At 52.9% G+C, this 24885-nt stretch carries 17 protein-coding genes; 10 read left to right on the forward strand and 7 right to left on the reverse strand.

What is annotated here, in order from left to right:
• Together A6X21_RS15190 and A6X21_RS15195 are read right to left on the reverse strand one after the other, a co-directional pair.
• A partial coding sequence (locus A6X21_RS15190) for a DUF58 domain-containing protein (RefSeq protein WP_068849323.1) occupies positions 1-1274 on the reverse strand: 1274 nt, incomplete at its 3' end.
• Positions 1271-2230 carry an AAA family ATPase gene (locus A6X21_RS15195; protein WP_068849325.1) on the reverse strand — a complete coding sequence of 320 codons (960 nt, stop codon included), beginning with the start codon at positions 2228-2230 and terminating at the stop codon, positions 1271-1273. The genes A6X21_RS15195 and A6X21_RS15190, both read right to left, overlap by 4 nt.
• An 877-nt stretch (positions 2231-3107) precedes the next feature.
• Between A6X21_RS15195 and A6X21_RS15205 the strand changes: the two genes are divergently transcribed.
• From A6X21_RS15205 to A6X21_RS15220, 4 genes are all read left to right on the forward strand, one after another.
• On the forward strand, positions 3108-3467 hold the full coding sequence (locus tag A6X21_RS15205; protein ID WP_068849329.1) for a hypothetical protein: 360 nt from the start codon (positions 3108-3110) through the stop codon (positions 3465-3467).
• A 101-nt stretch (positions 3468-3568) separates the two neighbouring features.
• On the forward strand, positions 3569-5479 hold the full coding sequence (locus tag A6X21_RS15210; protein ID WP_083233640.1) for a lipopolysaccharide kinase InaA family protein: 1911 nt from the start codon (positions 3569-3571) through the stop codon (positions 5477-5479).
• Between the two features lie 116 nt (positions 5480-5595).
• Positions 5596-6453, forward strand: coding sequence for a DUF1570 domain-containing protein (locus A6X21_RS15215; RefSeq protein ID WP_240490279.1), 858 nt, complete (start codon positions 5596-5598; stop codon positions 6451-6453).
• Between the two features lie 188 nt (positions 6454-6641).
• The gene (locus A6X21_RS15220) at positions 6642-7919 is read left to right on the forward strand and encodes a hypothetical protein (protein ID WP_068849335.1); all 1278 of its coding nucleotides are present in this window, start codon (positions 6642-6644) and stop codon (positions 7917-7919) included.
• A 103-nt stretch (positions 7920-8022) separates the two neighbouring features.
• On the opposite strand, the gene A6X21_RS15225 is transcribed toward A6X21_RS15220, so the two are convergent.
• The 3 genes from A6X21_RS15225 to A6X21_RS15235 all read right to left on the reverse strand — a co-directional run bounded on the left by A6X21_RS15225 (position 8023) and on the right by A6X21_RS15235 (position 13133).
• Entirely contained in the window at positions 8023-8682 is a 660-nt protein-coding gene (locus A6X21_RS15225; protein ID WP_068849567.1) for a leucine-rich repeat domain-containing protein, read from the reverse strand.
• A 242-nt stretch (positions 8683-8924) separates the two neighbouring features.
• A complete protein-coding gene (gene odhB, locus A6X21_RS15230; RefSeq protein ID WP_068849568.1) occupies positions 8925-10166 on the reverse strand; it encodes a 2-oxoglutarate dehydrogenase complex dihydrolipoyllysine-residue succinyltransferase in 1242 nt (413 codons plus the stop codon).
• Positions 10167-10367: 201 nt separating this feature from the next.
• Positions 10368-13133, reverse strand: a complete 2766-nt coding sequence (locus A6X21_RS15235; protein ID WP_083233654.1) for a 2-oxoglutarate dehydrogenase E1 component — start codon at positions 13131-13133, stop codon at positions 10368-10370.
• 892 nt (positions 13134-14025) lie between these two features.
• On the opposite strand from A6X21_RS15235, the gene A6X21_RS15240 reads away from it, so the two are divergent.
• Positions 14026-15126 (forward strand): ComEC/Rec2 family competence protein, encoded by a 1101-nt coding sequence (locus A6X21_RS15240; RefSeq protein ID WP_240490282.1) that lies wholly within the window; start codon positions 14026-14028, stop codon positions 15124-15126.
• 322 nt (positions 15127-15448) lie between these two features.
• Positions 15449-15865, forward strand: coding sequence for a PilZ domain-containing protein (locus tag A6X21_RS15245; protein ID WP_131818363.1), 417 nt, complete (start codon positions 15449-15451; stop codon positions 15863-15865).
• A gap of 66 nt (positions 15866-15931) precedes the next feature.
• Here the strand turns inward: A6X21_RS15245 and A6X21_RS15250 are convergent, their stop codons facing one another.
• On the reverse strand, positions 15932-18817 hold the full coding sequence (locus tag A6X21_RS15250; RefSeq protein ID WP_068849339.1) for an Hsp70 family protein: 2886 nt from the start codon (positions 18815-18817) through the stop codon (positions 15932-15934).
• 311 nt (positions 18818-19128) lie between these two features.
• Between A6X21_RS15250 and A6X21_RS15255 the strand changes: the two genes are divergently transcribed.
• From A6X21_RS15255 to A6X21_RS15270, 4 genes are all read left to right on the forward strand, one after another.
• Positions 19129-20805, forward strand: a complete 1677-nt coding sequence (locus tag A6X21_RS15255) for a 3-keto-alpha-glucoside-1,2-lyase-like domain-containing protein (protein ID WP_068849341.1) — start codon at positions 19129-19131, stop codon at positions 20803-20805.
• A gap of 419 nt (positions 20806-21224) precedes the next feature.
• The gene (locus A6X21_RS15260; protein ID WP_068849343.1) at positions 21225-21698 is read left to right on the forward strand and encodes a MarR family winged helix-turn-helix transcriptional regulator; all 474 of its coding nucleotides are present in this window, start codon (positions 21225-21227) and stop codon (positions 21696-21698) included.
• A gap of 108 nt (positions 21699-21806) precedes the next feature.
• A complete protein-coding gene (locus A6X21_RS15265; RefSeq protein WP_068849345.1) occupies positions 21807-22505 on the forward strand; it encodes a pirin family protein in 699 nt (232 codons plus the stop codon).
• 131 nt (positions 22506-22636) lie between these two features.
• Entirely contained in the window at positions 22637-23059 is a 423-nt protein-coding gene (locus A6X21_RS15270) for a DoxX family protein (protein WP_068849347.1), read from the forward strand.
• Between the two features lie 324 nt (positions 23060-23383).
• Here A6X21_RS15270 and A6X21_RS15275 read toward each other — a convergent pair whose 3' ends face one another.
• Positions 23384-24712, reverse strand: a complete 1329-nt coding sequence (locus A6X21_RS15275) for a hypothetical protein (RefSeq protein ID WP_131818364.1) — start codon at positions 24710-24712, stop codon at positions 23384-23386.
• Between the last annotated feature and the right edge of the window lie 173 nt (positions 24713-24885).

The following is a 24885-nucleotide window of genomic DNA, read 5'->3' on the forward strand; positions in this document are numbered from 1 at the left end:
ACATTGGTCAGAGCAATGTCGATGGCGTTGTCACCGTTGGCGGAGAGAACAGTTGGCCCGGTCAGGTCGCGCAGCGTTTTACGGTGTCCCTGCAGCAGATCGGCGGCGGCGGCAATTTCAAAGGCCTGTTGATCTGTTTGTGGCACACTCTCCGCCTGTTTCACCAGACTCTCGGGTGAAAGAAAAGCGCAGATCACCAGATGAGGCGAGCGCAAACGGCGAAACTGCCGGGCCATCTGCTCCAGATGGACATCATCGAGGGCGTAGGTCAGCACCACGACCAGGGCCCGTTTGCGATACCGACGACGCAGTTCATCGACCATGAGCTGATAATCTGTCGATGTGTATTCCGGCTCGATATCGTAAATGTTGCGAATGAGCGTATCGATACTTCGCAGGCCACGTACGGGTGGAATCGATGCCTGAACTTTCGATGAACAGGCCAGCAGCCCGACATGATCCCCCTGCCTGAGAGCTGTATAAGCCAGCAGCAAGGCGGAGTTCAGAGCACGATCAAAATGTGTAGCGACTCCTTCGGCATGGCACATCGATCGTCCACTGTCGAGGACTAACACGATTGTCTGATTTTTCTCGATCGTATACTCGCGGGCAATTAACGACTCCTGCCGTGCCGAGGCCTTCCAGTCGATCGAACGAAACTCATCTTCACGGCGATATTCGCGGAGGCGGTCAAAGGCCGAGCCTTTGCCGTGCAACCGGGTCATGCGGACTCCGCTTTCGGCGAGGCGGTTCTGCCGGGCCAGCAATTCAACGCCTCGAATGGCCTGTACATCGGGATAAACCTTGGTGGTCATTGGTCGAGGGATCAACCAGTGCAATTGCCAGAATCCCCAGGGAGATCGTGCTCGCCAGTGAATCGATTGAAAAGTGATATTTCCACGCCGGGCAGGTGTGAAGTGATAGACCAGCTTCAGCCAGCGACCAGGTACCAGAGGCACAACAGCCGGCAGGCCATCAAACGCTCCCGGATGAGGAGGCTCATCATGCAACTCGGCCTGCCAGTTGGATCTTCCTTTCCAGCGATATTCAATTGTGATCGGATTACGAGCTCCGACACTGAGCACGCGTCCTACTTTTCGATCGACCTCCATCTGGGAAAGTGCCGGGCTGCGAAGCCAATCGATGATTGCCAGCAGAATGACCAGAACTGTGGCGACATTTCCCACAACGGCCCAAGAAGAACTAAAGCATGCCGGGATGTAGAGCAGCCCGGCTGCAAGAACACTCAATAACAATTGAAGCCGGGGAGTCATGCCTTCGGTGCCTCGGTAGTTTCGAGAAGATCACCAAGGACCACCTCAATTGTGGAGCCTTCAATCTCCGCTTCAGGTTCCAGTCGAATGCGATGCCTGAGAATCCAGGGCACGAGCTGTTTAATGTCATCGGGCACAACAAAGGTTCTTCCCAGGCAGGCAGCTAAGGCCCGCGAGGCAACCAGCAACCCGACACTGGAGCGCGGGCTGGCACCAATCTCGATGGCGGGATGTTCGCGAGTGGCTGTAACGATCCGCACGATGTAATCAATGATTGAAGGCTCGACGACAATATCCCTCACGGAGGCCTGCAGACGAAGAATACTTTCATCGTCGAGGACATTCTGGACATCTGACGTATTGATCCGCCGAGGGTCACGTCCTTCGTTATAGGCATTGAGAATGCCGGCTTCCTGCGCGAATGTGGGGTAGGTCACCAGCATTTTGAAGAGAAAACGATCCAACTGAGCTTCTGGAAGCGGATAGGTTCCTTCCTGCTCAATGGGGTTTTGAGTTGCCAGAGTGATAAACGGCCTTGGTAAAGGCATCGTCTGACCATCGACAGTGACCTGGCATTCCTGCATGGCTTCGAGCAATGAAGCCTGTGTCTTTGCAGGAGCCCGATTGATTTCATCTGCCAGGAGCAGATTGGCGAAGACCGGCCCTTCACTGAAGTGGAACCGCCGCTCCTGCAGGTTGTAGACCGAATGCCCTGTCACATCCGAGGGCATCAGATCGGGAGTGAACTGAATTCTCGAATACCTGCACTTCAAAACCCGACTGATTGTCGTTGCAAGTAACGTCTTTCCCAGGCCGGGCGGCCCTTCAATCAGAACGTGGCCTTCTGCCAACAGTGCCACAAAGACCGCTTCGATCAGTTCCTCCTGACCCACGACCACCTTGCCCACTTCACGGCGTACGGCACGATAAGCCTCTTCGACCTCGACGACCGACATGGAACCTCTCTTCTAAAACTTTGGCCACTGGTTTTGTGAGATCATACGCGAGAGGCCGGGGTGGTAACACTTAGAAAAAATTCTGTGGGAAGCTTCGTTCGTCTCGAAGAGATCAATCCTGAGATCTCTATCCGGATCCCAAGAATCCTTAACGCGATAAAGTTCAAAGAAGCATGCTTGCTCGGAGCGGCTTTTTAAGCACACAATTTTGAATTCCCACTGATCTGAAGTGTGCATGGAGACTGCGTGGCTGGGGTCAAACGTCCTCGTTTGCCCCCCAGGTTATTGGACTCCGATGAATTCATTCCAATGTGCTCAAAAGTCATGAAGGCTTGTTCCGGATGCATTTGCGCTGGTGAAGCCGATTGACCAGGGGGCGAATGAAGACATTCGACCCCTGCCACCCGCTCTTACATCAAATGGATGTTCAAAGGATGTAAAGACCACGCCCTTTCGCACTGTTTTGATTTTTTTAGGGGCTCCAGGGTCGTGCCACCAAAGACAAATTCGAACATCGTGGCAGGGCATGCGCATGGCGCGGCTTCTTGTTGTCGTGAAAAATCACGACAACCCGGCCACGAGTTGGCCGGGCCACCCTTGGGCGACATTCGTGGGTAAAAGACAGCTTCGCAGCCGCAAGCATGGCACACGAGTCGTTGATCCTGAACCCGCGACGAAACTTTCCTTTGAAACACTAGGCCTTCCGCCGGAAACATTTCAGCCAGACCTCCCATCCTGCCCATTTGCTTTTAAAGCCATCTTGAGATGAATGCAGATCTCTGTAACACTCCGACGCTAGCACTCGGGGTCGCCAACTTCTGCAAGCAAGTGGTTGACCTCTGGATCAATGGAGTGATTGAACAGTGCAGGGGGCATCATGTTACGCGGTCTGATTCTGATACTCTTTGGCGGCACTTTAGGTGCATCTGCCATGTGGGGCGCGTTTAATTTTCATCTGGTCTGGACGGAAGATCGTCTGCTGATTGTGCAGCGAAGTGCTCCCAGCCTGAAGGATACTGTGGCCGACGTGCGTGCCTGGGGCCGGAGTGAATGGCTCAAACATCCACATCTGACCCGTTCGATGATGGGTGCAGGACATAAGAAAGTTATTGAAAAATCTCTGCGAAATGAAGCGGGTGATTTTGTGGATCATGCGTTCTCGAATGTCTCCCAGGGAATGACCGGGAAACCCGTCAATTCAAGTGCCAACATGCTCTCGGCGACCCCCGGGCTCTAGTTTGAAGTTCCCGGCGATTGGTCAGGTCTGTTCTCTTCACCACAGATTCTGCTCACGACCAAAAATGTGTCCGATCCGATTGATCAAACGATTTTCTGGCGATGGCGGAGTCTTTCTTCGTGACTGTCACACCGATGCAGAATTCAGCCTCTGAACCATTTGAAAAGCTGCAGTTGCCCACCAACTCCGGAGTGACCATGAAATGGTCGGCAACATCTCAACTGATCAGTCAGCTCAAAGAGGGGACGTTGCCACTCCGCGAGTGGATCTTGAATGGCACTGCCAAAATTGCCAAGAGCGGGCCGCATCGAGTCGTCTATCGAGTCACATTGAACGACCGTGCGGTGTATATCAAGCAGTATCTGACAGGTGATCGCAAGTCGAAACTGCGGACCTGGCTTTCGGGAACTAAAGCGGCCCGAGAGCTTTCTGTCCTCCGCGCGATGCAGGCGGCCAATCTCCCGGTTCCATTACCACTGGGGATCGGTGAGCCCGTGACATCTCGATCCCGACCAGTCGATACACCAGCAGAGAACTCGACAACCACTGAACTGAATTTACCGTTTCTCGATGATCCGCAGAGCAGCTTTCTGGTCCTGGAAGCGATTGAGCCCACCATGTCGCTGGCCAATCTGATGCTGCGTTTCAGCGATGTCATGCAGTTCGACAAACTCGGCATTCGAGGCCGGCAACATCTGTGTGTGACGGTGGCTCGCATGGTCGCACGACTTCACAAAAATGGATTTGTGCATCGCGATCTGCAGGCAGAAAATCTGCTGATTGCTCCCGTGCAAAGCCATGGCCCGATGCGGATGTGGTGGGTCGATTTGAGTGATATCCGCCAGAAGTGGCTGAAGGTTTCTTCCCAGCAGATCATGCTCAATCTGGCGATGCTGCGGCATTCTTTGCATCGTCATCTTTCCAGTACTGACCAGCTTCGATTTCTCGCGGCCTATCTGACAGAACTTTCGAATCCTCAAACAACAGCCGCCGGTGAGATCTCCGATGCTCACTCTGCTGATCCTGCGGCGGTTGGTGATCCTGTCGATTTTCTGATTGCCGCCAGGCGTAAAAAGCTGAATGAGTTATCGCTGCCCAACAGCCTGCAGATCTCAAAGCCAAAGCTTAAAAGCTGGATTGTGCAACTGAAGCAGGTAACGCAAAGCTATTCGATCCAGGCCTGGAAAAAGGCGGATCGCAAGTGGCGACGCGGAAACCGCCGCCTGCATATCGCTCAAGTGGGTGCACGCTCCGGCCGCTGTGTCGCGGGCATGGATGCTCAGTTACTGAAACATCTCACCAGCAAGCCGTCGCAACTCTTTTCACCTCCTTATCTGGTGCAATCGACCGAAGGGGCGGCTTTACAAAAAACGGCAATCATTCAGCTTCCCGTTTCCGGTTCGGTGATGCAGGCCGAACTTGTGGCTCGCCCTCTGGTTCGAGATGCTCATGATTCCTGGGCGCGTCGATCCTGGGAAAATGCCTATGCCTTGATGAGGCGGGGATTCTCGACACCGGGGCCACTGCTTTATGTCGAGACTGAGTCAGAGCAGTATCTCGCCCGGGCTTACCACAATAAGCAAAAAACAATCGCGGACTGGATCAGTGATCAGGGGCGGCTCTCGTTCCTGCCACAATCTGATGAAGTTCAGGTGGCCCATCGAGTGCTGGAGACACTCGCCCGGTTGTTTCTGTATGGTTTTAAGCCGGAAATCACCGATCTGGAGCAGTTTTTCGTCATCAAGTTGAATGGCCGCGTTCTGATTGCTCTGGCCGATCCTTCACGATTTGAGCAGCGAGAATCGGTCTCTTTCAAGCAGATGGCCGCCTCGCTGCGTGAACTTCACGACGCGACCATCGTGATGACCAATCTCCGGACTTCCACCTGTGCCCGCTGGCTCAAACGGGTGGCCTGTCGGCTTCCTCCACTCACGTGGCGTATGCTCATGAGTGAAATCGTTAAGCAACGTCGAGACCGTATCGAAAATTATCGAAAGTGGCATGCCGCATGAAGCGGGTCGGCAGGGGACTGCATATCCAGAGGATGGTCGACCTCACTTCACAGGTGAGCCGAGTGCTTTTGCGCGAGCATGGTTTTCATTTTCTGCGATCTCTCAAAAGCTTCTGCGTGAGTTTGTCTGTCGGCTACCTGCTGCTGGTCATGGTGATCTGTTCCGGTTGCCAGACTCAACCGAAATACACGGGCCTGCCCCGAAAGACCTCCATCAAGAACGATGGGTTGAAGGTGCTTTCCGATGTCAAGCTGGCTAAAGACCATGAACTGCTGGTTGACCTCGAAAACCTGAGAGATGAGATCGCGACTGAGTTGAATCTTCCGCCACAAAAACAGCAGGTGGTGGTTTACCTCTTTGGCTCCGAAGAACGTTATCGCGATTACATGCGTTCTGCCTTTCCACAGTTGCCACCCCGACGCGCTTACTTTGTGGGTTCGAGTAAAGAGCTGGCGGTTTATACCTTCTGGGGTGAGCGTGTGCAGGAAGATCTCCGGCATGAGTACACGCATGGGATCCTGCATGCCACGCTCAAAGATGTCCCTCTGTGGCTGGATGAGGGGCTTGCCGAATACTTTGAACTGGCTGGGAAACCCGGACAGATCAATCCGGAGTACGCGTCGCGGCTCTCTCAGGCGATTGCCAGTGGCTGGGAACCAGACATGGCTCGCCTTGAAAGACTCGAAAGTGTCGGGCAGATGCAGCGGAGTGATTATCAGGAAGCCTGGGCCTGGGTTCACTTTATGATGCATGATGGCGACGATTCGCGAGCCGTCCTTCTGGGATACTTGAAGACGCTGCAGACCCAGAAGAATGCCGGGAGTCTTGTGGCCCGGCTGCAAGAAGACATCCCGTCGTTCAATGTTCGATTTGCCAGTTACGTGGCGACGATCCGAATGCCCGGTGAAGTTCAGCAGGCCTCGGGAAAACGCCCCGTGATTCAACATGTCCTGGGCCAGCAGCCGGAAGATTAATGGCGGCTTGAAAAACTGCTGCTGTTCAGAGTTCAGGCGAACATGCGCTCCCGGCAATACGTCAAAACCCCTTGAAGACTTATGAGGTCAGACGCAAGGCATGCTGATTGCAGTAGGTTGTCACCGGTGAGATTGTGAATTCCCCAATCTCCAAGCCGTTGACAGTTTTACGATGGAAAGTTTCAGGCATGCCCGGTCGCAGATGTTTTGATGTCTCTTTTCTGAGCACTCAAGTTCAGTTTTCCAGCAGGCTGTCCGGTGTTCATCTGCTTCGAAAAATCGGGATGGTGTTCTGTGCGATCGCGGTAGGCGGAATTTTCCTGGCTGATCTCGCAGCGGACGAAGCGGAAAAAGCTCTTACTCGACTGACTGATGCTGAACAAAAGCTCCTCGATCAAAGCCCTTTCTTCCGCGAGGTCAAGCGACACTTTGGCGATTGGGATTTGAACAAGAATCAGGAACTCTCCACAGAAGAAATCGAGTTGGCCCTGCACAATTCGAGCATCCGGGGTGCTCAAGCTGCTGCGATCACGTCTCTGCGGAGAGCTGTTCGCGGCGACAAGGAACTGGCGCCCCTTTCACTCGACAAGATCGCCAGAGGGGTCGTTACGAAGCCTGCTGCTCAACCGGCGCCTCCCAAGTATCAGTCGATGTTTGATACGGCCCTCAAGAAGATTGAAACGACAAAACGTGATCTCTTTGCTGATGGCCCACCCCAACTCGAATCGATCAGTCAGGGACGTCTGGGGGACTGCTTCCTGCTCGTCAGTATGGGAACCTGTGCCTACTGCGATCCTGATCGACTGATGAAGATGATGCAGCAGCAACCCGATGGAAAAATCCTCGTCACGTTAGGAAGCGGTCGTCAATTGACCATTGAAGCACCGACTGATGGAGAAGTGGCCATTGGTGCGACATCTCGGAACACGGGCTGCTGGACGAACACTTACGAGAAGGCTGTCGGTACTGTCATGCTGGAACGCGCCAGCAAGAAAGGAACGCGGCACGTCACTCCACTCAGTCTGATTGGTGTCGGCGGCACACCAAGTGTGCCCCTTGAAATTCTCACGGGCCACAAAGTGCGCAAGCACAGTTGCCAGCCCTATCGAGAAGCCAAAGATGAGTCAGGCCGCAGTACTGCCGACCTTTCGGCCCTGCGTGACGATTTGAAACAGGCTTTCGCCGAAAAACGACTGGTGGTGGGTGGTTGTGGCCCCAAAGGTTCGCAAACACTCGTCAAAGGGATTTACTACAACCATTCGTATGGTGTCCTCGAATATGACGAAGTGACGGACACAGTTCTCTTCTGGAATCCCTTTGGTCACAAATACACCCCCAAAGGTCCCGATGGACTTGAGAACGGCTACTCCACGACGAATGGAAAATTCCGTGTCCCACTGAATGAAGCTGTCATGTGGTTCGGCTCGTTCAGCATTGAGACAACCGAAGCAGCACCTGAGATGTGATTGTTTAACAGATTTCCGAAATCATCCGCAAAAACGATGATTCATCGGGGTACAGCTCTTAGCAGGTGATCGACTGACATCGGCCTGATCGTAAGTCAAATGGCTACTTTTTGGGTTCTTCCTGGGCTGGAGTGGTTGGTGGAGCCTTGAGATCCTTGATGATTTTCAGCTCTGGCCTGCTGGCCTTCAGCTCTTCAAGATCAGCATCGGAGACTTCTGTCTGCCACAAATAGAGCCTTTGTAATTTCGGGAGTTTTGCCAACCCCTTCACCCCGGCACCTGTCACCTTCGTTCCGTAGAGATTCAGATACTCGAGCTTTTTGAGCCCAGAAAGATGGGCCAGACCGGCATCGGTGATCGCCGTCTTTTCCAGATGAAGTTTCACCAGGTTTTTGAGCTGACCGACATGCACGAGACCGGCATCGGTAATTTTGGTTCCACGGAGATTCAGAATCGCGACTTCGGGTAAGCCCGGTAGTAAAGCCAACTGTTCATCGGTGACGGGTTGATCTGAGAGGTGAAAACTGACATCCAGCCGAGCATCCGTCTGAGCGAGTGCCAGCACCTGGCCCCCCTTTGATTTCACCTGAGCGATCACCTGCTTCTGAGCCTCTGTGTACGTGACTGGTTTTGCGGTTGCCGCTGGAGTTCCATCATCCCCTCTGGAGATCACGGGGATAGAACAGATGACCGCGGTCAATAGACCCAGAAATCCCATACGAGCGATTACCGCAAGGCTTCGAACTTCAGGACGTTTAGCCATCGTGAACTCCGCAATGATCGTCAAGGTGTCAATTCTGGAAGTCGACAGAGAAATACTACCGTTCTTTCACTTCGTGAATTTATCAGTGGTCTGTCGGTGATTCCAGAAGTCTCTTCGTGAAGAGTTGAAATTCCGGGAATGGTCAGTGCATCAAAAAAGGAAGGCAACTCTCAAGAGTTGCCTTCCTGTAACGATTGTCTTGGCGCGGTTGTCTGACGACAGCGCTGAAACTCAAGCGGAAATTACACTTCGAGCATCAGCCGGAGTGGCGACTCGACACATTCCTTAATGCGCTTGAGGAAGCTGACGGCTTCTTTGCCGTCGACAATCCGATGATCATAAGTGAGAGCAACGTACATCATGGGACGAGCCACAATTTGCCCGTTGACCACCATGGCTCGTTCCTGAATCGAGTGCATCCCGAGGACACCGCTTTGTGGAGGATTAACAATCGGTGTGGAAAGCAATGAACCATAAACGCCACCATTGGAGATGGTGAATGTCCCGCCTTCGAGATCTTGAGGCTTCAGAGAATTCTCCATGGCTCGTTTGGCGAGTTTGTTGATCGACATTTCGATCTCTGCAAAGGAGAGCTTTTCGGCACTGCGAATGACAGGCACGACAAGCCCTTTACCGCCACCAACGGCAATACCCATATCGACATAATCGTGCATGACGATGTCGCCACCCTGGATCTCGGCATTGATCGCTGGGTAAGCGAGCAGAGCATTGATGGTCGCCTTCACAAAGAACGACATGAAGCCGAGCTTGATGCCGTATTTCTCGACGAATTTGTCCTGGTACTCTTTGCGAAGCGCCATGGCTGCGGACATATCAATTTCATTGAAAGTCGTCAGCAAGGCCGCATTGTGTTGTGCTTCGACAAGTCGTTGGGCAATCCGTTTGCGAATGGTGGTGAGTGGCTGGCGACGCACCACTCTTTCACCGGCAGGTGCAGTGGTTGTCGTGACAATTGTGGATGGTGTGGGTGCAGATGCCGGCTTAGGAGCAGCAGGTGCTGGGGTGCTGCTGTGCCGCAGGACATCTTCTTTAAGCAGGCGACCGCCAGGGCCACTGGCAGTGACATCGGCAGCAGAGAGACCTTTTTCGGCCAGTGCCCGGGCAGCGGCTGGCATCACAATCGTTTCACTGGTCGTTGCTGCTGGGGCAGGCCCGGTGCCATTGGTGGCAGGTGGGGTACTGGCGGAAGCAACTGGAGGAGCAGCGGGTGCGCTGACGACAGCACCGGCATCGGCCAGTCGCGCGACAACGGCCCCCACAGCGACCGTTTCGCCAGGCTGAGCCAGAATTTCCTGAAGCACACCACCATGCGTGGCCACAATGGGGAGTGTCGATTTTTCACTTTCGACCTCGACCAGTTCATCATCGGGCGAAATCGCTTCACCCACTTTTTTGAACCACTGACCAATGACGACTTCCACAATGGAGTCGCCGAAACTGGGAACCTTCACTTCGACCGGCATGACAGCCTCTTGCCTTCCCTCTTGAATATAGATCGATCCAGACTTGAGTTGTGCCTGAGTCAGCTCAACTCGCATCCGTTAAGTTATTGTTTGATAAAACTGGATATCATCTATTGCGAACACGATTTCAACTCGAAACGAAAAACAGGCATGACAAGCTGATCATGTTCAGTCTCGCCATGCCTGGCTGATCAATCGATTTTATTGGCCAAACGCTTCGGAAAGAACTCGTTCCTGCTCAATTTCATGACTCTTCTTGGAACCGGTGGCAGGGCTGGCCGATGCGGGACGGCTGACACAACGCAACTGATGTTGCGACAGGACGTTGAGTCCCCATTGAGCCAGAATGAATCGCCAGGCGCCCATGTTCTCTGGCTCTTCCTGAACCCACGTCACCGGAGTGTTTGGAGCGTAGCGGCTCAGTTGCTGCTGAAGCTCGGCTGTGGGGAGAGGATAAAGCTGTTCGACACGAATAATGGCCACTTCCGAGCGGCCAAGTTCTTGCCGACGCTGGGCGAGTTCGTGATAGATTTTGCCAGTACACATGAGAATCCGCTGGACTTCGGAATCAGGCCTCGTGGTGAGGACATCCGGGTAGATTCTCTGGAACGATCCATTCGCCAGATCGTCGAGTGTGGCGGTGACCTGAGGCGAGCGGAGATAATACTTGGGAGTCATCACCACCAGCGGCTTGCGCCAATGTCTCAAAACCTGCCGACGCAGCATGTGGAACATCTGAGCGGCTGTGGTGGGATAACAGACCTGAATGTTGTCTTCGGCACAGGCTTCGAGGAATCGTTCGAGCCGAGCACTGGAGTGTTCGGGGCCGGCCCCTTCAAAGCCATGCGGCAAGAGCATCGTCAGACCGCTGTAACGGTTCCATTTGTCTTCGGCACTGGTGATGAACTGATCGATAATCACCTGAGCCACGTTGACAAAGTCGCCGAACTGAGCTTCCCAGATGGTTAACCCATCAGGACAGTCGAGGCTGAAGCCATAATCAAAGCCCAGTACACCGGTTTCCGACAGAGCACTGTTGTAGACCTGGAAGCGAGCCTGTTCGACTGTCAGATGCTGCAGAGGAACGTATTTGGCACCCGTTTCGATATCGTGAACCACAGCGTGGCGGTGAGCGAAGGTACCTCGCTCGCAATCCTGCCCATGTAAACGCACAGGATGCTTTTCTGTCAGCAGCGAGGCGTAAGCCAGGATTTCGGCAGCACCCCAGTCTACAGGCTTTTCGCCGCGGGAAATGGCTCGTCTTTGATCGAGAATGTTTTGAATTTTGGGATGGGGTTTGAAGCCATCGGGCAGATGTGTCTGGATTTCCAGAAGCTGCTTGAGCCGATCGACTGGAACACCCGTCGGGACATCGTGGGCAATATCTTCATTGCCACCACGATAGGTTTTCCAAAGCTGGTTTGGCTGTTCCCAGCGATGCTGATAATCAGAGGCTGTCGCGACCTGATACTCGGATTCAAGCTGACTTTTGTGCTGCGAGACGAGTTCGTCCGCTTCCTGCTGAGTGACACCTCCCAGTTTGGTGAGGTGATTGGAGTAAGTGACTCGCATGGGCTGGCGACGGTCAATCGCCTTATACATCCCCGGGTTGGTGAAGCGGGGTTCATCCTGTTCGTTGTGACCACGCAAACGGTAGCAGTACATGTCGATGACGACATCTCGCTGGAATTCACAGCGGAAATCCATGGCGAGTTCGACCACTTGAGCGACCGCTTCGGGATCTTCACCATTCACATGGAAGATCGGGATCTGCAGCATTTTCGCGACATCGGTGGCATAGGCTGTCGAACGCCCCTGATGCGGCGGTGTGGTAAAGCCAATCTGGTTGTTGACAATCACATGGACAGTGCCCCCTGTGCGGGTCGATTCGAGCTCACTGAGGTTAAGCATTTCCTGGGTGATGCCTTCACCCGCAAAGGCGGCATCACCATGAATCAGCAGTGCCATCGATTTGCGGCGTTCGACATCTTGCCGACGATCCTGCTTGGCCCTGACGCGGCCCAGTGCGACGGTATTGACGAACTCGAGGTGGCTGGGGTTAAAGCAGAGCGAAAGATGGACTTTTTTGCCATCGGCAGTGGTGTAATCGTTGCTGTAGCCAAGGTGATATTTGACATCGCCTCGGCCCAGATGCATCTGGGGGTCGAGATCGGCAAATTCACGGAAGATCGCCCGGGCCGGTTTGCCCATGATGCTGGCAAGGACATTCAGTCGGCCACGATGGGCCATACCGAGAATGATTTCTTCAACGCCCTGGGAGGCGGATTTGTTAATGGCCAGTTCGAGGAGCGGAATGAGCGTTTCGCCCCCTTCCAGTGAGAAACTCTTGGCGCCCTGGAATTTCCTGAGGATGAAGTCTTCAAAGACGACAGCGTCGCTCAAACGCTTAAGAATTCGTTTTTGTTGATCAGCAGTCAGAGAAATGCGGTTCTCGCTGCTCTCCATCCGATCCTGTAACCACTCGCGAACCTTGACGTTATCGATGTGCATGAACTGTGCACCAATCGACCTGCAGTAGGTATTTCGCAACCACTGCAGAATTTCACGGAGAGTCCGGACGTTGGGCCCGCTGGAACTGACGGTTGAAAACTGGCGATCGAGATCGCTGGGGCTGAAATCGCAGGAAGCAGGGTCGAGTTCCGGAACTGGCTCGCGCGGCTGGCCCAGCGGATCGATAATCGCTGCATAATGACCCATCGCGCGGTAGTTGCGGATCAGGCGATCCACGCGCTCCTGCAAAATGGCGGCTTCGAGTTCCACCGGCGAGACGACATTCGAGTCGCCCATCGTAGGTGGACGGAAGAACTGAGCTTCCTGATGAGGAGCCTGGCGGGCGACCTCGGCAATCTGGCGGAAATATTCACGCCAGGCAACATCCACATTCTCAGGAGATTTCACATACTCCTGATAGAGCGATTCGACATACGAGGGACTGGAGCTGGCCACGTTTTCGAGTTCGCGTACCAGTTCATCTGTCGTCAGATTTGCCTGGTGCGAACCATTTGTGGTGTCAGGAGTTGGAGACGATATCTGCCGGGTGGTGGCAGTGGGAGAAGCAGACATAAAATTGGGGCTGTTCGCAGAAGGAAGAGTCGAGTTTTCGGGAGCAACAGGACGTGCGGGGCGGGGGGTAGCCATCAGCGTGTCAGAGGGACTCATCTCGGTCACTTCAAGGGAGAACCCGGCTCGCCGGCAGTCTGGTGGAAAGCCCCGGGCGATGCTTTCCACCAAAATGATCCACCCGCCACGGGAGGATCGAGTTCTGGCGAGGTTATCTGTTAAACCCTAGCAGAATTACCAATTTTGCAACACAGGAAGTCGGGCAGAAGTTGGAAATCAGGGAAAAGTCATTTGTGATCTTGAATCAAAACCTTGGCTTCAATCCCAAATCGATTTTGCGGCAACCTGATGTTCTGCCGCTTTGTTGAGTTTAGGTTGCTGGTCTCATCGCGTATTGGCAGAACTCGGCATCAAACAGGGTGATTTTGCACAAACGCGACTTATTCAATAGTGATCGCTGTGTGGTGCGAAGAGGATCAATCGGATGGCGCAAAAGATCTCCGATTTGCACAAGTTCTCCGGGAAAACTTCCTTTTCTGCCAGTTGACGCCCATCGATGATGCCGTTGGAAAGTCGCTCGATCCACCCGGGCTACAGCTTCGGGCGGACCGTGAAATGCGGACATGTGGAATCTGGACAAACCGAGAAAACAGGTGCAATCTTACGCCTGCACACTTATCATCACCTCATTATATCATCAAGTGATGAATTCTGGCTCGCGCCAGGTGAGTTCGAGCGTAAGCCGGAAGATCGTCAATTCTTGCGAAAGTCACTCTCTATGAACGGCTTGCGAATGGTTGAACAACGGAGTTTTCGTGTTCTGGTGACAGTGCTGGCGATGGCTGCCTTGTTGTGGCTGCCGTGGAACAGCGTGTTGGCAGATGAGAAAAATGGCGAACTCGATATCTACTTCATTGATGTCGAGGGGGGAGCCGCCACGCTGTTGGTGACGCCCGCAGGGGAATCGATTCTCATCGATTCGGGCTATCCCGATTACGGCGGCCGGGATTTGAATCGCATTGTGCGCGTGGTGAAGGAGGTCGCTGGTCGAACTCGAATCGACAAAGCGATTGTCTCTCACTGGCATCTGGATCATTACGGCAATCATGCGGCACTGGTCAGCAAAGTTCCCGTCACGGCCTTTTATGACCGGGGAATTCCGGAAGATCTTCCCGAAGACAAAGGGTTTCCCGAGCGAATTGCCTTGTACCGCGCTGCCTCACAGAACAAGTCGACAGCCCTTTCCCCCGGAGACAAGCTTCCGCTGAAAAATGCTGAAACAGGTCGACGTGTTCCACAACTGACAGCCGAAGTGGTCACCTCAAGTGGAAAGACCATTCCGAACGAGGGGCCAGCCAATCCGTTTGCCAGCGAGCACGTCGCGAAACCTGAGGACACTTCCGACAATGCCCGCAGTTTGAGTCTGCTCTTCAAACTGGGGGATTTCGCCTTTCTGACATGTGGTGACCTGACGTGGAACACCGAACAACGGTTGATGTCGCCTAATAACCCGATTGGTCAGGTCGATCTCTTTATGGTGACTCACCATGGTCTCGATGTCAGTAACAATCCTGTGCTGGTCAAAGCGATTGAACCGATCGCCACTGTCACCTGCAACGGCCCCACCAAAGGGGGCATGCTTCCGGTTCTGAAGACACTGGAAGCGATCCCGACTCTGAAGGCTCAGTTTCAGTTGCATCGGAACATCAAGCTGGGAGATGACGTCCAGCCACCGCCGCACCGGATTGCTAATTCCAGCGATACGGCTGAGTGCAAAGGGCATTACATCAAGGCGTCAGTCTCTCCCGATGGAAAGCAATTTCGTATTCAGGTCGAAGGCCAGCAGCCGGAGTTGTTTGAGACCCGGCTAAGCAAATGAAAATTTCCAGGTCAATTCCAGCGAAAATATTGGGAATCAAAGTCCGTTATGCAGGAAGCTTTCCAGGCGTCATTTTCGCTGATAGAAAGTGTACTTAAGTACTCTATTCCGTGAGTTTGATGTCAAGGCTCATTTTAAACGACAAGTGTGGTAGTGTTCTTTTGTGTACAACACCGCCGATGTATCGATATTCCGGGCATCGGCTTTCATTAAAGTCTCAGGAGATTGAAAAAACGATTTGACGCTGGCTGTTCATGTGGCAAGTTTCCGATGGGTAAAGTTTTTACCTCAATTGTTTCGTACCGCTGTGAGGTTTCTGCCGATGAGCGCTTATGCTTCAACCACCACTGACCGCCAGGCTCGGACGTGGGAACGCATGATGAAGTGGCTGGAACGCATGGCCGAACGCGACCAGCAACTGTATGGCGCCGTTCGCCAGTTTGAGCGAAAAAGTTTTCATGCCAACGTGATTGTCTGTGTTCTGACTCCCGATGATCCGATTGCCGGGCCGAATCATCCTTCGGCCCGCACGGCTGTCGCCTTCAATATTTCTCAAGGTGGCGTGGGATTGATCTCGGCCGAAGCTTTTGACAGTTCGGCCCTGCAGATTGGTTTGCGACTTCCCGATGGAAACTATCGCTGGAAAGAGGGCCGTGTCGTGCGTGTCCGCGAAATTCCTGGGGAATCGTTTGTCGAATATGGCGTTTCCTTCCGGAAAGCGACCGAAGCGGCCAACTGATGACGTGACTTGGTAATCATGGTCTGGTCGTCACAACGGCGACTCATTGAGCTGCCTCGACTTTTTTCAGGACATCAGTGACAACCCGGGGGGAAGTTGGTCTCCCAACAGTTGACCAGCCGATTCCTGGGTGAATTCTCCACCTTCTAGCACCAGTTTCGCGAGATCTTCGGTCTCCGGGTGTTGATTCAGCCACTGCACGACTTCCTCTCGAAGCGACTGGGGAAGATCGCGAAAGCGGTCGTGCGTTCGTCTGGCAATTTGCGCCAGCGAAAGTCCCACGAGACCAATCGGCCCGCCACAGGTCATCAACGCTGCCAGCATCGACTCGACCCGTTCGGGACTCAGCACATGATTGAGAGAGCCGTAGACCGGGGTCCTCTGGCCAAACCGACCCAGCGACCAGATGGCGGCATCCATCGTGATGGGTGAGTTTTTCTGTTGCAGTGAGAATTCTGCCAGACTCGCCAACTCACTTCGAGTGGCTTTCGAAAGTTCTTCAAAAGCACCGAACATTCGCATCATTTCTGACAGTTCATGGGAAGTCGGCCCTGATTTATTAGCCGATTTCCGGTGATCCAGACCTCGTTTGAGAGCCGTTTTCACCAATGAAATGTATGGAGCTGCAATCGCCTGTTGAATGCCGGCATTCAATCCTCCGGAAATTCTCCTCCAGAGAACCAGCACTTCAGCTCGAACCTGTGGGTCGGCATGAGTGAGTTTGCCACTGATGGTTTTCCAGGTTTCTGCAACTCTCCAGTCGTCAATCGCGACGCCATAGCCTGGTCGCAGACAGAACCCGACAAGGTTGAGCCACCGGGCCTCATGTGCCGCAGATCGGCTGCGCTGGGCAGCCACATCCATGAGTGTTGTCCAGAGTGACCTGAGCAGAACTGGCGACCACGAATCACGGGGCGCTGCGAGGGCTTCAGATAGTCTGGGCATCAACTCACGGGGCAGCAGGGGTTCGTCAGCAGGCCGGAAAGTGTTTTCTATCAATTTCATCGCCTGCTGTTGCAGTTGATCCTCGAACACACCGGCCTGTTCACCCTGGCCCTGATGTGCGGCCAGATCGGTATGTGTGGCACTGCGGACATCAACGGCCAGATTCCATGATCGGGTTCCATCACATTCACGACAGCTCAAATCGAGAGTGCCCAGTTCTGTCAAACGGGCAGACAATTGAGCAGGAATCCGACTGGCCTCCGTTTCCCGGCGGCTTTTCAAGACCGTACGAATGGGTGGCAGGGGAGTGAGTTGTTCGCGATCAATCGGGATGAGTGTCCCGGCCCGATCAGTAAGGCGCGTGCTCGAGCACCACAAAGGGAACTCGACGGGTTGTGAGAGCAACAGCCAGAATCGCTGATCCTGCAAATCCACTTCGGCACCGGGTTCAATACCGGCTGGCAGCACGCAGAGAGCTTCGTTGGTTTTCCCACCGAGCTGCAGATAGTAACTGCGTGCCAGACCCGCGACGATCTTGACTCCCAGTCCTCGTTTGACCATCCCAAAGTAAGCGGCTCCACGAGCAACTGCCAGATCGAGCCGGCCGTGATCGAGTTCCTGGATTTTTTCGGTGGCTTGCGAGCCTGATGAATCCTGGCAAAACCAATGCCGCAATGTGTGCAGAACACGGTCTTTTAAAACAGTCGATTCGAACACTCCGCCATTGAATAGAATTAGATCCGGGCAGGCGGGATCAGCACTCACGCTGTTCTGCTGAGGTTGTGTGGCGTTCGCTCGCTGCTCAAGTTCGCTCAATGTGGCACGATGCTGTTCGAGAAACTGGGCCAGATATCTGGTGATGGCCGCATCGGGGGCGTAAGCCAGACCAAATTCTCGAAAGCCGATGGGATGCGAAGCGGGGCGATCTTTCAGTTCACAGACAGGGAAGAAACCATCGACCAGGCAGTTCTGAATTTCTTCACGGGTGACTTCGTATTGCCTGCTCGAAGAAAGGAGTTTCGATCCACTGCCGGCGAGAATCACCTTGGCAGATTCAGGGGGATTCGGGCCAAGTAAAGTTTCTTTGAGCACTCGGCATTTGCGAATTAACGAAGAGAATTCGCGATGGGAAAGCTTGTCTTCGAGGTTGTATTTCTGCTCGACAAAATGGGCCAGTGCCAGGTCGAGATTATCTCCACCAAGGATCAGGTGTTGACCAACTGCCACGCGATGGAACTCGCACAGGCCATCGGTTCGTTTTTGAACTCGAATCAAAGTGAAGTCTGTGGTTCCTCCACCCACATCGATGACCAGAATTTTCTGTCCGGGTTGGACGCGACTTTCCCAGTCGGCTCGATGGCGCTCGATCCAGGCATAAAAGGCGGCTTGTGGCTCTTCAATAAAGGTCACCCGGGGTAAGCCTGCTTCACGAGCCGCTTTGATGGTGAGTTCGCGTGCGATCTCATCAAAAGAAGCGGGCAGGGTAATGACGATCTGCTGATCAGCCAGAGGATTGTAGGGCCATTGAGTCTCCCAGGCCAGTCGGTAATGCTCCAGATACCTGCTGCTGGCGGCTACTGGCGAAAGCTTGTGAAGATCGTCATCACCTTGCCACGGAAGGATGGCTGCTGTTCGATCAACCGCATGATGGCAAAGCCAGCTCTTGGCTGAGGAAATGAGACGCTGCGGATTCAGGCCGCCTTGCTCGCGAGCGAGAACACCAACCGCAGATAGCTGAGGCCGATCACCTGGGGGTTGTGACCAGGGGAGCTTCAGATCGGCAGCAGCCACTTCGCCGGCGGCAAATTCATAATGAAACGAAGGTAAAGTTTCCCGCTTCTCGATGACTCCCGGGGCGACCAGTTGTGGAGTTGACAGGATCTGCACTGTCTCTGGAGAGGTCTGGGTGTCGATGAATGCCAGGGCGCAATTCGTTGTCCCCAGGTCAATCCCGACAACAAATCGGGATCCGGTGGCAGATGGAGAAGCTGGCGATAGCGTCGTCACGGAGTGGCTTTCTCTCAACAGTCATACTGTCAGGCAGCGGGTGTGTGAGGCATCTCTCGATGCAGCGAGAATTGCCCATGGCAAATTTTCAAGAACAGGGTTTTGCCTGAAGGGGCTGGCTTTCATTTCATCGCTGTTGCATTTCGAACCGCGCAGGTGTTCAATACTCAACAGATAAACAATTGCTGGTGAATTAAAGTTTGCCAGCTTTGAGTTAGATTTCATGAATCCTTGCCTGTCTGTACTCCAATTTGCCGGTGGCAACACTCCCCACGCTCAACTGATCGACTCTTATTCCGAAAGGGTGCTTGATGCACAGACTTTTACAGTTTCTTATGGCCCAAAAGCCAATGATGACGCCCGCCATCTCGGCCTGGGCCTGTTTTTTCTGGCTGGCGAGCGTCTCGTTGTGTGTAGTGAGCTCAGGAAGTGAGCTTCAGGCCGAAGACAAAGCGGATGAAACTGGATTTGTTTCGATTTTCGACGGAAAAACTCTTGAAGGATGGGATGGAAATCCGGAATTCTGGAGCGTGCAGGATGGTGCCATTACCGGCATCACAACTGCTGAAAAACCGACCAAGGGAAACACTTTTATTATCTGGCGCGGTGGCGAGACGGCCGACTTCGAACTCCGGCTCGATTACAAAATTCAAGGTGGAAACAGTGGTATTCAGTACCGCAGCTTTGAAGTGAAGGATCAGCCCTGGGTCATCGGTGGGTATCAGGCCGACTTTGAAGCCGGAAACACCTACAGCGGTATTAATTACGGCGAACGTTTCCGAGGGATTTTAGCACTTCGAGGTCAGAAAACCGTCATTGGCGAGAACCATAAGCCGGTTGTCAAAGAACAGTTTGCCGAAGGTGCAGCACTTCAAAGTGCGATCAAGAAAGACGACTGGAATTCGTATCGGATTGTCGCCCGGGGTTTTCAGTTTGATCACTACATCAACGACACGTTGATGAGCTCTGTGATTGATGAAGATCTGAAAGATCGCCGTGCCAAGGGGCTTCTGGCTTTGCAATTGCATGCCGGACCACCCATGAAGGTGCAATTCAAGAACATCCGCTTAAAGACACTCGATGCGACTGCTGACAAAGTCTCCAGCAGCAAGGAACCGGCCAAGAAGAAAGTCCTGCTCCTGGCGGGCAATCGCAGCCATGGTTTTGGTGCTCACGACCATACGGCTGGTTGCACATTACTGGCCCGCCTGCTCAATGAGAGTGGCTTGCCGATTGAAGCCACCATGCATTCGCTGCAATCACAGGGTTGGCCTTCACCTGAGGTGCTGTCTGCTGCCGACTCAATCGTGATTTATGCCGACGGCGGGGGCGGTCATCCCTTTAATTCCCATCTCGATGAATTGCAGAAACTGGTCGATCGAGGGACGGGGATTGTCTGCATTCACTACGGAGTTGAAACTGTTGCCGGCAAGCCCGGGCAGGCTTTTCTGGATTGGACTGGTGGCTATTTTGAGCCTCACTGGTCAGTCAATCCTCACTGGACAGCGGATTACAAGGCTTTCCCAGCGCATCCGATTACTTCAGGGGTCAAGCCATTTCGAATTAACGACGAGTGGTACTACCACATGAGATTTCGCGAAGGGATGGAAGGGGTCACACCAATTCTGACCGATCTCCCCGGCCCTGAGACACTCAAGCGACCTGACGGTCCTCACAGTGGTAACCCGGCAGTTCGTGAAGCTATTGCCAAAGGTGAGCCACAGCATATGGCGTGGGCTCATCAACGGGCGAATGGAGCTCGCGGGTTTGGATGCAGCGGTGGGCACGTTCACTGGAACTGGGGACATCCCGAGTTTCGCCGACTGTTCCTGAATGGGATTGCCTGGACCGCCCAGGTCGATGTTCCCGCAGGTGGCGTCCCGATTGGTCAGGTCGGCGTGGAAGAGTTACTGGTCGGTCATGATGAGCCGATTCCAGAAAACTTTAACAAAGCTCGTGTTGAAGCCATGCTGAAAGAATGGAATTGATCGATTTTACTGGTCTTGCCAGCGATTCCTCGCTGGCAAGACTGCTGGTTTTGATTGGTCGATGAACGACTGAGATTTTTACTTTTCTATGCGCTGATGGCCTGATCTTCGGATGGCCTGTTTTTATCGACATTACGACTTCGTATTGAAACTTTTCGGTTCTCGATACTCATCGCTGGCTGGCTCTGATTCCGTCGGCCTGAATACTGACAAACATTTCTTCACTTCGACGTCCTGTCTCACTTTTCTGTTCTGAAATTCAACTGTTCTGAAACTGGTCAGTTTGCTTCTTCCCGGAAGCAGCAAACTCCTTCTTCCCGTTGGCTGGCTGATGCACGCATGCTGCCAGAACTTCAACTGGAAAAGGGTTTGCAGGTCTTGAACTGACTCCAGCATTCGCTGATACGAAAGTCTGACTCATGAATACTTTCCAGAAACTCCTCGGAAAGCGTAAGCCGTTCACAGATCCAGCGGAAGAAGCGGCTTTGACCTTACTTCGAACGGCGGATCGACTCGAATACCGCTGCGGACAACTCTTTCGAGAGCATGGTCTCACAAACTCTCAATACAACGTGCTGCGGATTCTGCGTGGTGAAGGTGAACCCTTGCCCAGCCTGGAGATTGGCCGCCGTATGCTGCAGCCGGTCCCTGCCATGACAGGACTCATTGACCGTTTGCAAAAACTGGGACTGGTTGATCGCCAGAAGATCCCGATGGATCGACGTCAGATTCTGGTGGGCCTCACTGAACAAGGTCGAGAGCTGATCTCTCAACTGGATGAACCCTTACGCAAGCTGATTTCCGAGATGTTCAGTAATCTCGATGAAGAGGGGCTGAAGCAGTTGACTCACCTGCTGGAGAAAACTCGCCAGCAGGTCGAACCCGACGCGTAAGATCCCGCTGGAACGCCAGTAATACATGACATGTAATCTATCGACTGGTCATGCTGACATCGGCTAGCGGGTGGATTGTCACTGTCTGTCTGATTAAGGCGTTGTATCATGAAACAGGTTCGTCGAGCCGAAGATCGCGGTTACTTTGATCATGGCTGGTTGAAAACCTCCCATACGTTCTCATTCGGTCATTATTTCGACCCCGCCTGGAATGGCTTTCATACACTGCGGGTGATCAACGAAGATGTGGTGGCACCAGGCCAGGGGTTTGGGATGCATGGCCACAAAGATATGGAGATCGTCACGATTGTGCTTCAGGGTGAACTGGAGCATAAAGACAGTCTGGGAAATGGAGAAGTTCTCAGACCCGGCGAATTGCAGAGAATGACCGCAGGGAGCGGCATTCGTCACAGCGAATTCAACCCGAGTTCAAGTCAACCGACACATCTGTACCAGATCTGGCTGTTTCCTGAGGCGAAAGATCTCACACCAGGTTATGAGCAGAAGCCATTTCCACATGAAGAACAGTTGAATCAATGGCGTTTGGTGGCTTCACGTGATGGCCGTGATGGCTCTTTAACGATTCAGCAGCAGGCGAATCTGTGGCTGACGGATCTTTCCGCAGGTCAATCACTGCGAAAAGACCTTTCGAGTTCTCACAAAGGATGGTTACAAATCCTGAAGGGGCAATTCCTGATCGATGGCCACGAGGTGCAGGCGGGGGATGCTCTCTACTGGAGTGCAGAAGATCGCCTCGATGTGGTCACGAAAGCCGATGGCCAGATGCTGCTCTTTGAACTTGAATAATGCCTGGCTTCTGTTCACTTGCAGCAATCCTTTGCATACGGCTTTTTGCCACGACGTTTCCAGACTTCTGAGATCATTGTGTCTCCTTCAAAATCACTCTTGCCAAAACTCTTGATAGAAAGTGTGTTCCCATGTTTCAGTCCCTCCTATCGATTATGGGGCGAGCCGCCCTCGTTGCGATTTTCCTGATGAGTGCTCTCGGGAATAAGATTCCGAACTATTCCAAAGTGGCCGCTTATATGGCGAGCGAAGGAGTTCCCGCACCGCAGATCCTTTTGGGTGGAGCGATTACATTTTTGATTGTGGGCGGTGTGTTGGTCCTCGTGGGATACAAAGCCAGGCTGGGCGCAACTCTGCTCCTGATTTTTCTGATTCTCGCGACGTACTTCTTTCATGATTTCTGGACAGTTAGAGATCTCGCCGCCAAGGAATTTCAAATGATTCAGTTCCTAAAGAACCTCTCGCTGGCAGGAGCGATGCTGTTCATCATGGCCAATGGCCCGGGGGCTGGAAGCCTGGAGTCGATTTTTTCCAAGCGTTCAGGCAAGAAGTAAACCAGACCGAGCCCACTGATACCCACACCAGGAAACAATGGCGCATGGCGAGTCGAACAAGCATGCTTGTTCCGAGCCACAAGCATGGCAGCACCAGGCTGCCTCTCCGTTATTAAATCCAACGTCAGACCAAAAGATGTGAGCTGACCTCAAAGCGGGGTCAGCTCACATCTTTTGATCGATGGACCATTCGGGGAATTTCAATTCGTCAAGAAGAGACTTCTGAAATCAACAACAGTGCACTGATTCATTCTTGTTATCTAATTTGAATTCCAGAATCGACCAGATTTCTATGGGCCATGTTTGCGGCTCTTAGGTCATACCTCAAGACGTCCGATTTGTTGGGCGCAACCGACGCCAAATAACAAAGAAAAGAACCGAAGCTACGACAACAAAGTTCAGCAAGATAAAAACAGCAGTACGAAAACCGGAGCTAACAGGCCGTTGCGAATTGACACCGCTGATTCCGCCACCCAAAGTTGGCGGTATTTCAACGAGACTACCGCCATTCATTCTAAAGAGTTTATAAGCAGTTTCATCGAAAAGATGGTCCCCATCCTTCAATGCAAGCCATTTATAAGTGAACGCATCTGGGCCAAGATCGACGTTAAGTTCAGAAGATTCAACCCGAAGGCCATACTCGTTAAACAGTGTCCCATCGGGTTTCATTTGCTTCCGAACGACTCGTGCCGGTAGGAAAATGTCTCCCTCCTGAACGTAATCCCACGTCTGTAATTCGCTAAGGTACTCTTCGCCTGCTTCATTATCTGAACTTTCAACACGACGGTACACAGCGTAACTCACAGGACAATGCCCGACAGCGCCACTAAATACGATTTTGACACGTCTTCCCTTTGGCCTCTTCTCGTAAACAAGATCGACATGATCGCCATTTGGAATCTCATCAACCGATAGCCCTGCCATTGCCTCCTTAATATACACAGCCGTTATCTTCTCAACTCCTGAGGCCATGGCACCGATCTCCATCCAGATCGGCTCATTGTATCCAAAAACCTTGCGTGCATCGAAGTTTCCACCCCATCCGCGTATTTCAGTACTCTCGGTGGCGATAACCTCGCCCATTGAATAATTCTCACCTGGATCACCCAGGTCTGGAAAACCTTCTATTCGGGATCTCCTGCGAACTGGATCAACCAATAATGTTTTTTCTGGAGTGACAACCTCAGTAACTGAGTGGAGACCAGCCCGAAAGTCTAGATTCGCCCCGGAAATCAAATTACGGAATTGAGGCAGGTCATCTTGAACAGATCGGCAGAAGAAGGAGCTTTTAGGCACATTGACAGCAAAATCATGAAACCCCGAAGTGACATAGACAAAGGGGATATCTACTCTTTTCCCCGGTGCCAGACGGCTAGCAAGCTGCAAAGCCGCCTCGCCTTCATAAAGATCGTACGATTGATAACGAAAACGCCCTCTCCATGTTTGCACTCTCTCAAAATTCTTACGTGTCACCTCTTCTATACGGTGTAATGCTTTAGAAGTGTTTTTGATCCACTCTACACCATCATCGCATCCCCCTGTTTTAGCAAGACCTGCCGCGACCAAGAAAGCTGATATTATAATAGAAAGGCATTTGCAGAGCTGCCCCACGTTTATCCTGTCCTGAGCGATGTTTATTAATCCAATATTCATAAAATGTATCATTACCATGCTCCCAAACCATATGGCGGTATGGCTTTTTCATTTCGCCTGATTCCAACAATCAGATAGACAGGTTCACTTGGTGTACGCATGAATTGCAAAGATCTGTCGTCAGGTGTGGACTCTGCCGAATCATGCGGCAATTGTCAGAAGTCTGTTGATAT

The sequence above is a fragment of the Planctopirus hydrillae genome (assembly GCF_001707835.1).
In the GTDB taxonomy this organism is placed as follows: domain Bacteria; phylum Planctomycetota; class Planctomycetia; order Planctomycetales; family Planctomycetaceae; genus Planctopirus; species Planctopirus hydrillae.

Coding starts and splice junctions, on each gene's coding strand:
- odhB (WP_068849568.1), bottom strand. CDS start 10,166: ATGCCGGTCGAAGTGAAGGTTCCCAGTTTCGGCGACTCCATTGTGGAA.
- A6X21_RS15275 (WP_131818364.1), bottom strand. CDS start 24,712: ATGAATATTGGATTAATAAACATCGCTCAGGACAGGATAAACGTGGGG.
- A6X21_RS15240 (WP_240490282.1), top strand. CDS start 14,026: ATGAACGGCTTGCGAATGGTTGAACAACGGAGTTTTCGTGTTCTGGTG.
- A6X21_RS15265 (WP_068849345.1), top strand. CDS start 21,807: ATGAAACAGGTTCGTCGAGCCGAAGATCGCGGTTACTTTGATCATGGC.
- A6X21_RS15225 (WP_068849567.1), bottom strand. CDS start 8,682: ATGGCTAAACGTCCTGAAGTTCGAAGCCTTGCGGTAATCGCTCGTATG.
- A6X21_RS15205 (WP_068849329.1), top strand. CDS start 3,108: ATGTTACGCGGTCTGATTCTGATACTCTTTGGCGGCACTTTAGGTGCA.
- A6X21_RS15260 (WP_068849343.1), top strand. CDS start 21,225: ATGAATACTTTCCAGAAACTCCTCGGAAAGCGTAAGCCGTTCACAGAT.
- A6X21_RS15195 (WP_068849325.1), bottom strand. CDS start 2,230: ATGTCGGTCGTCGAGGTCGAAGAGGCTTATCGTGCCGTACGCCGTGAA.
- A6X21_RS15245 (WP_131818363.1), top strand. CDS start 15,449: ATGAGCGCTTATGCTTCAACCACCACTGACCGCCAGGCTCGGACGTGG.
- A6X21_RS15210 (WP_083233640.1), top strand. CDS start 3,569: ATGGCGGAGTCTTTCTTCGTGACTGTCACACCGATGCAGAATTCAGCC.
- A6X21_RS15270 (WP_068849347.1), top strand. CDS start 22,637: ATGTTTCAGTCCCTCCTATCGATTATGGGGCGAGCCGCCCTCGTTGCG.
- A6X21_RS15220 (WP_068849335.1), top strand. CDS start 6,642: ATGCCCGGTCGCAGATGTTTTGATGTCTCTTTTCTGAGCACTCAAGTT.
- A6X21_RS15255 (WP_068849341.1), top strand. CDS start 19,129: ATGCACAGACTTTTACAGTTTCTTATGGCCCAAAAGCCAATGATGACG.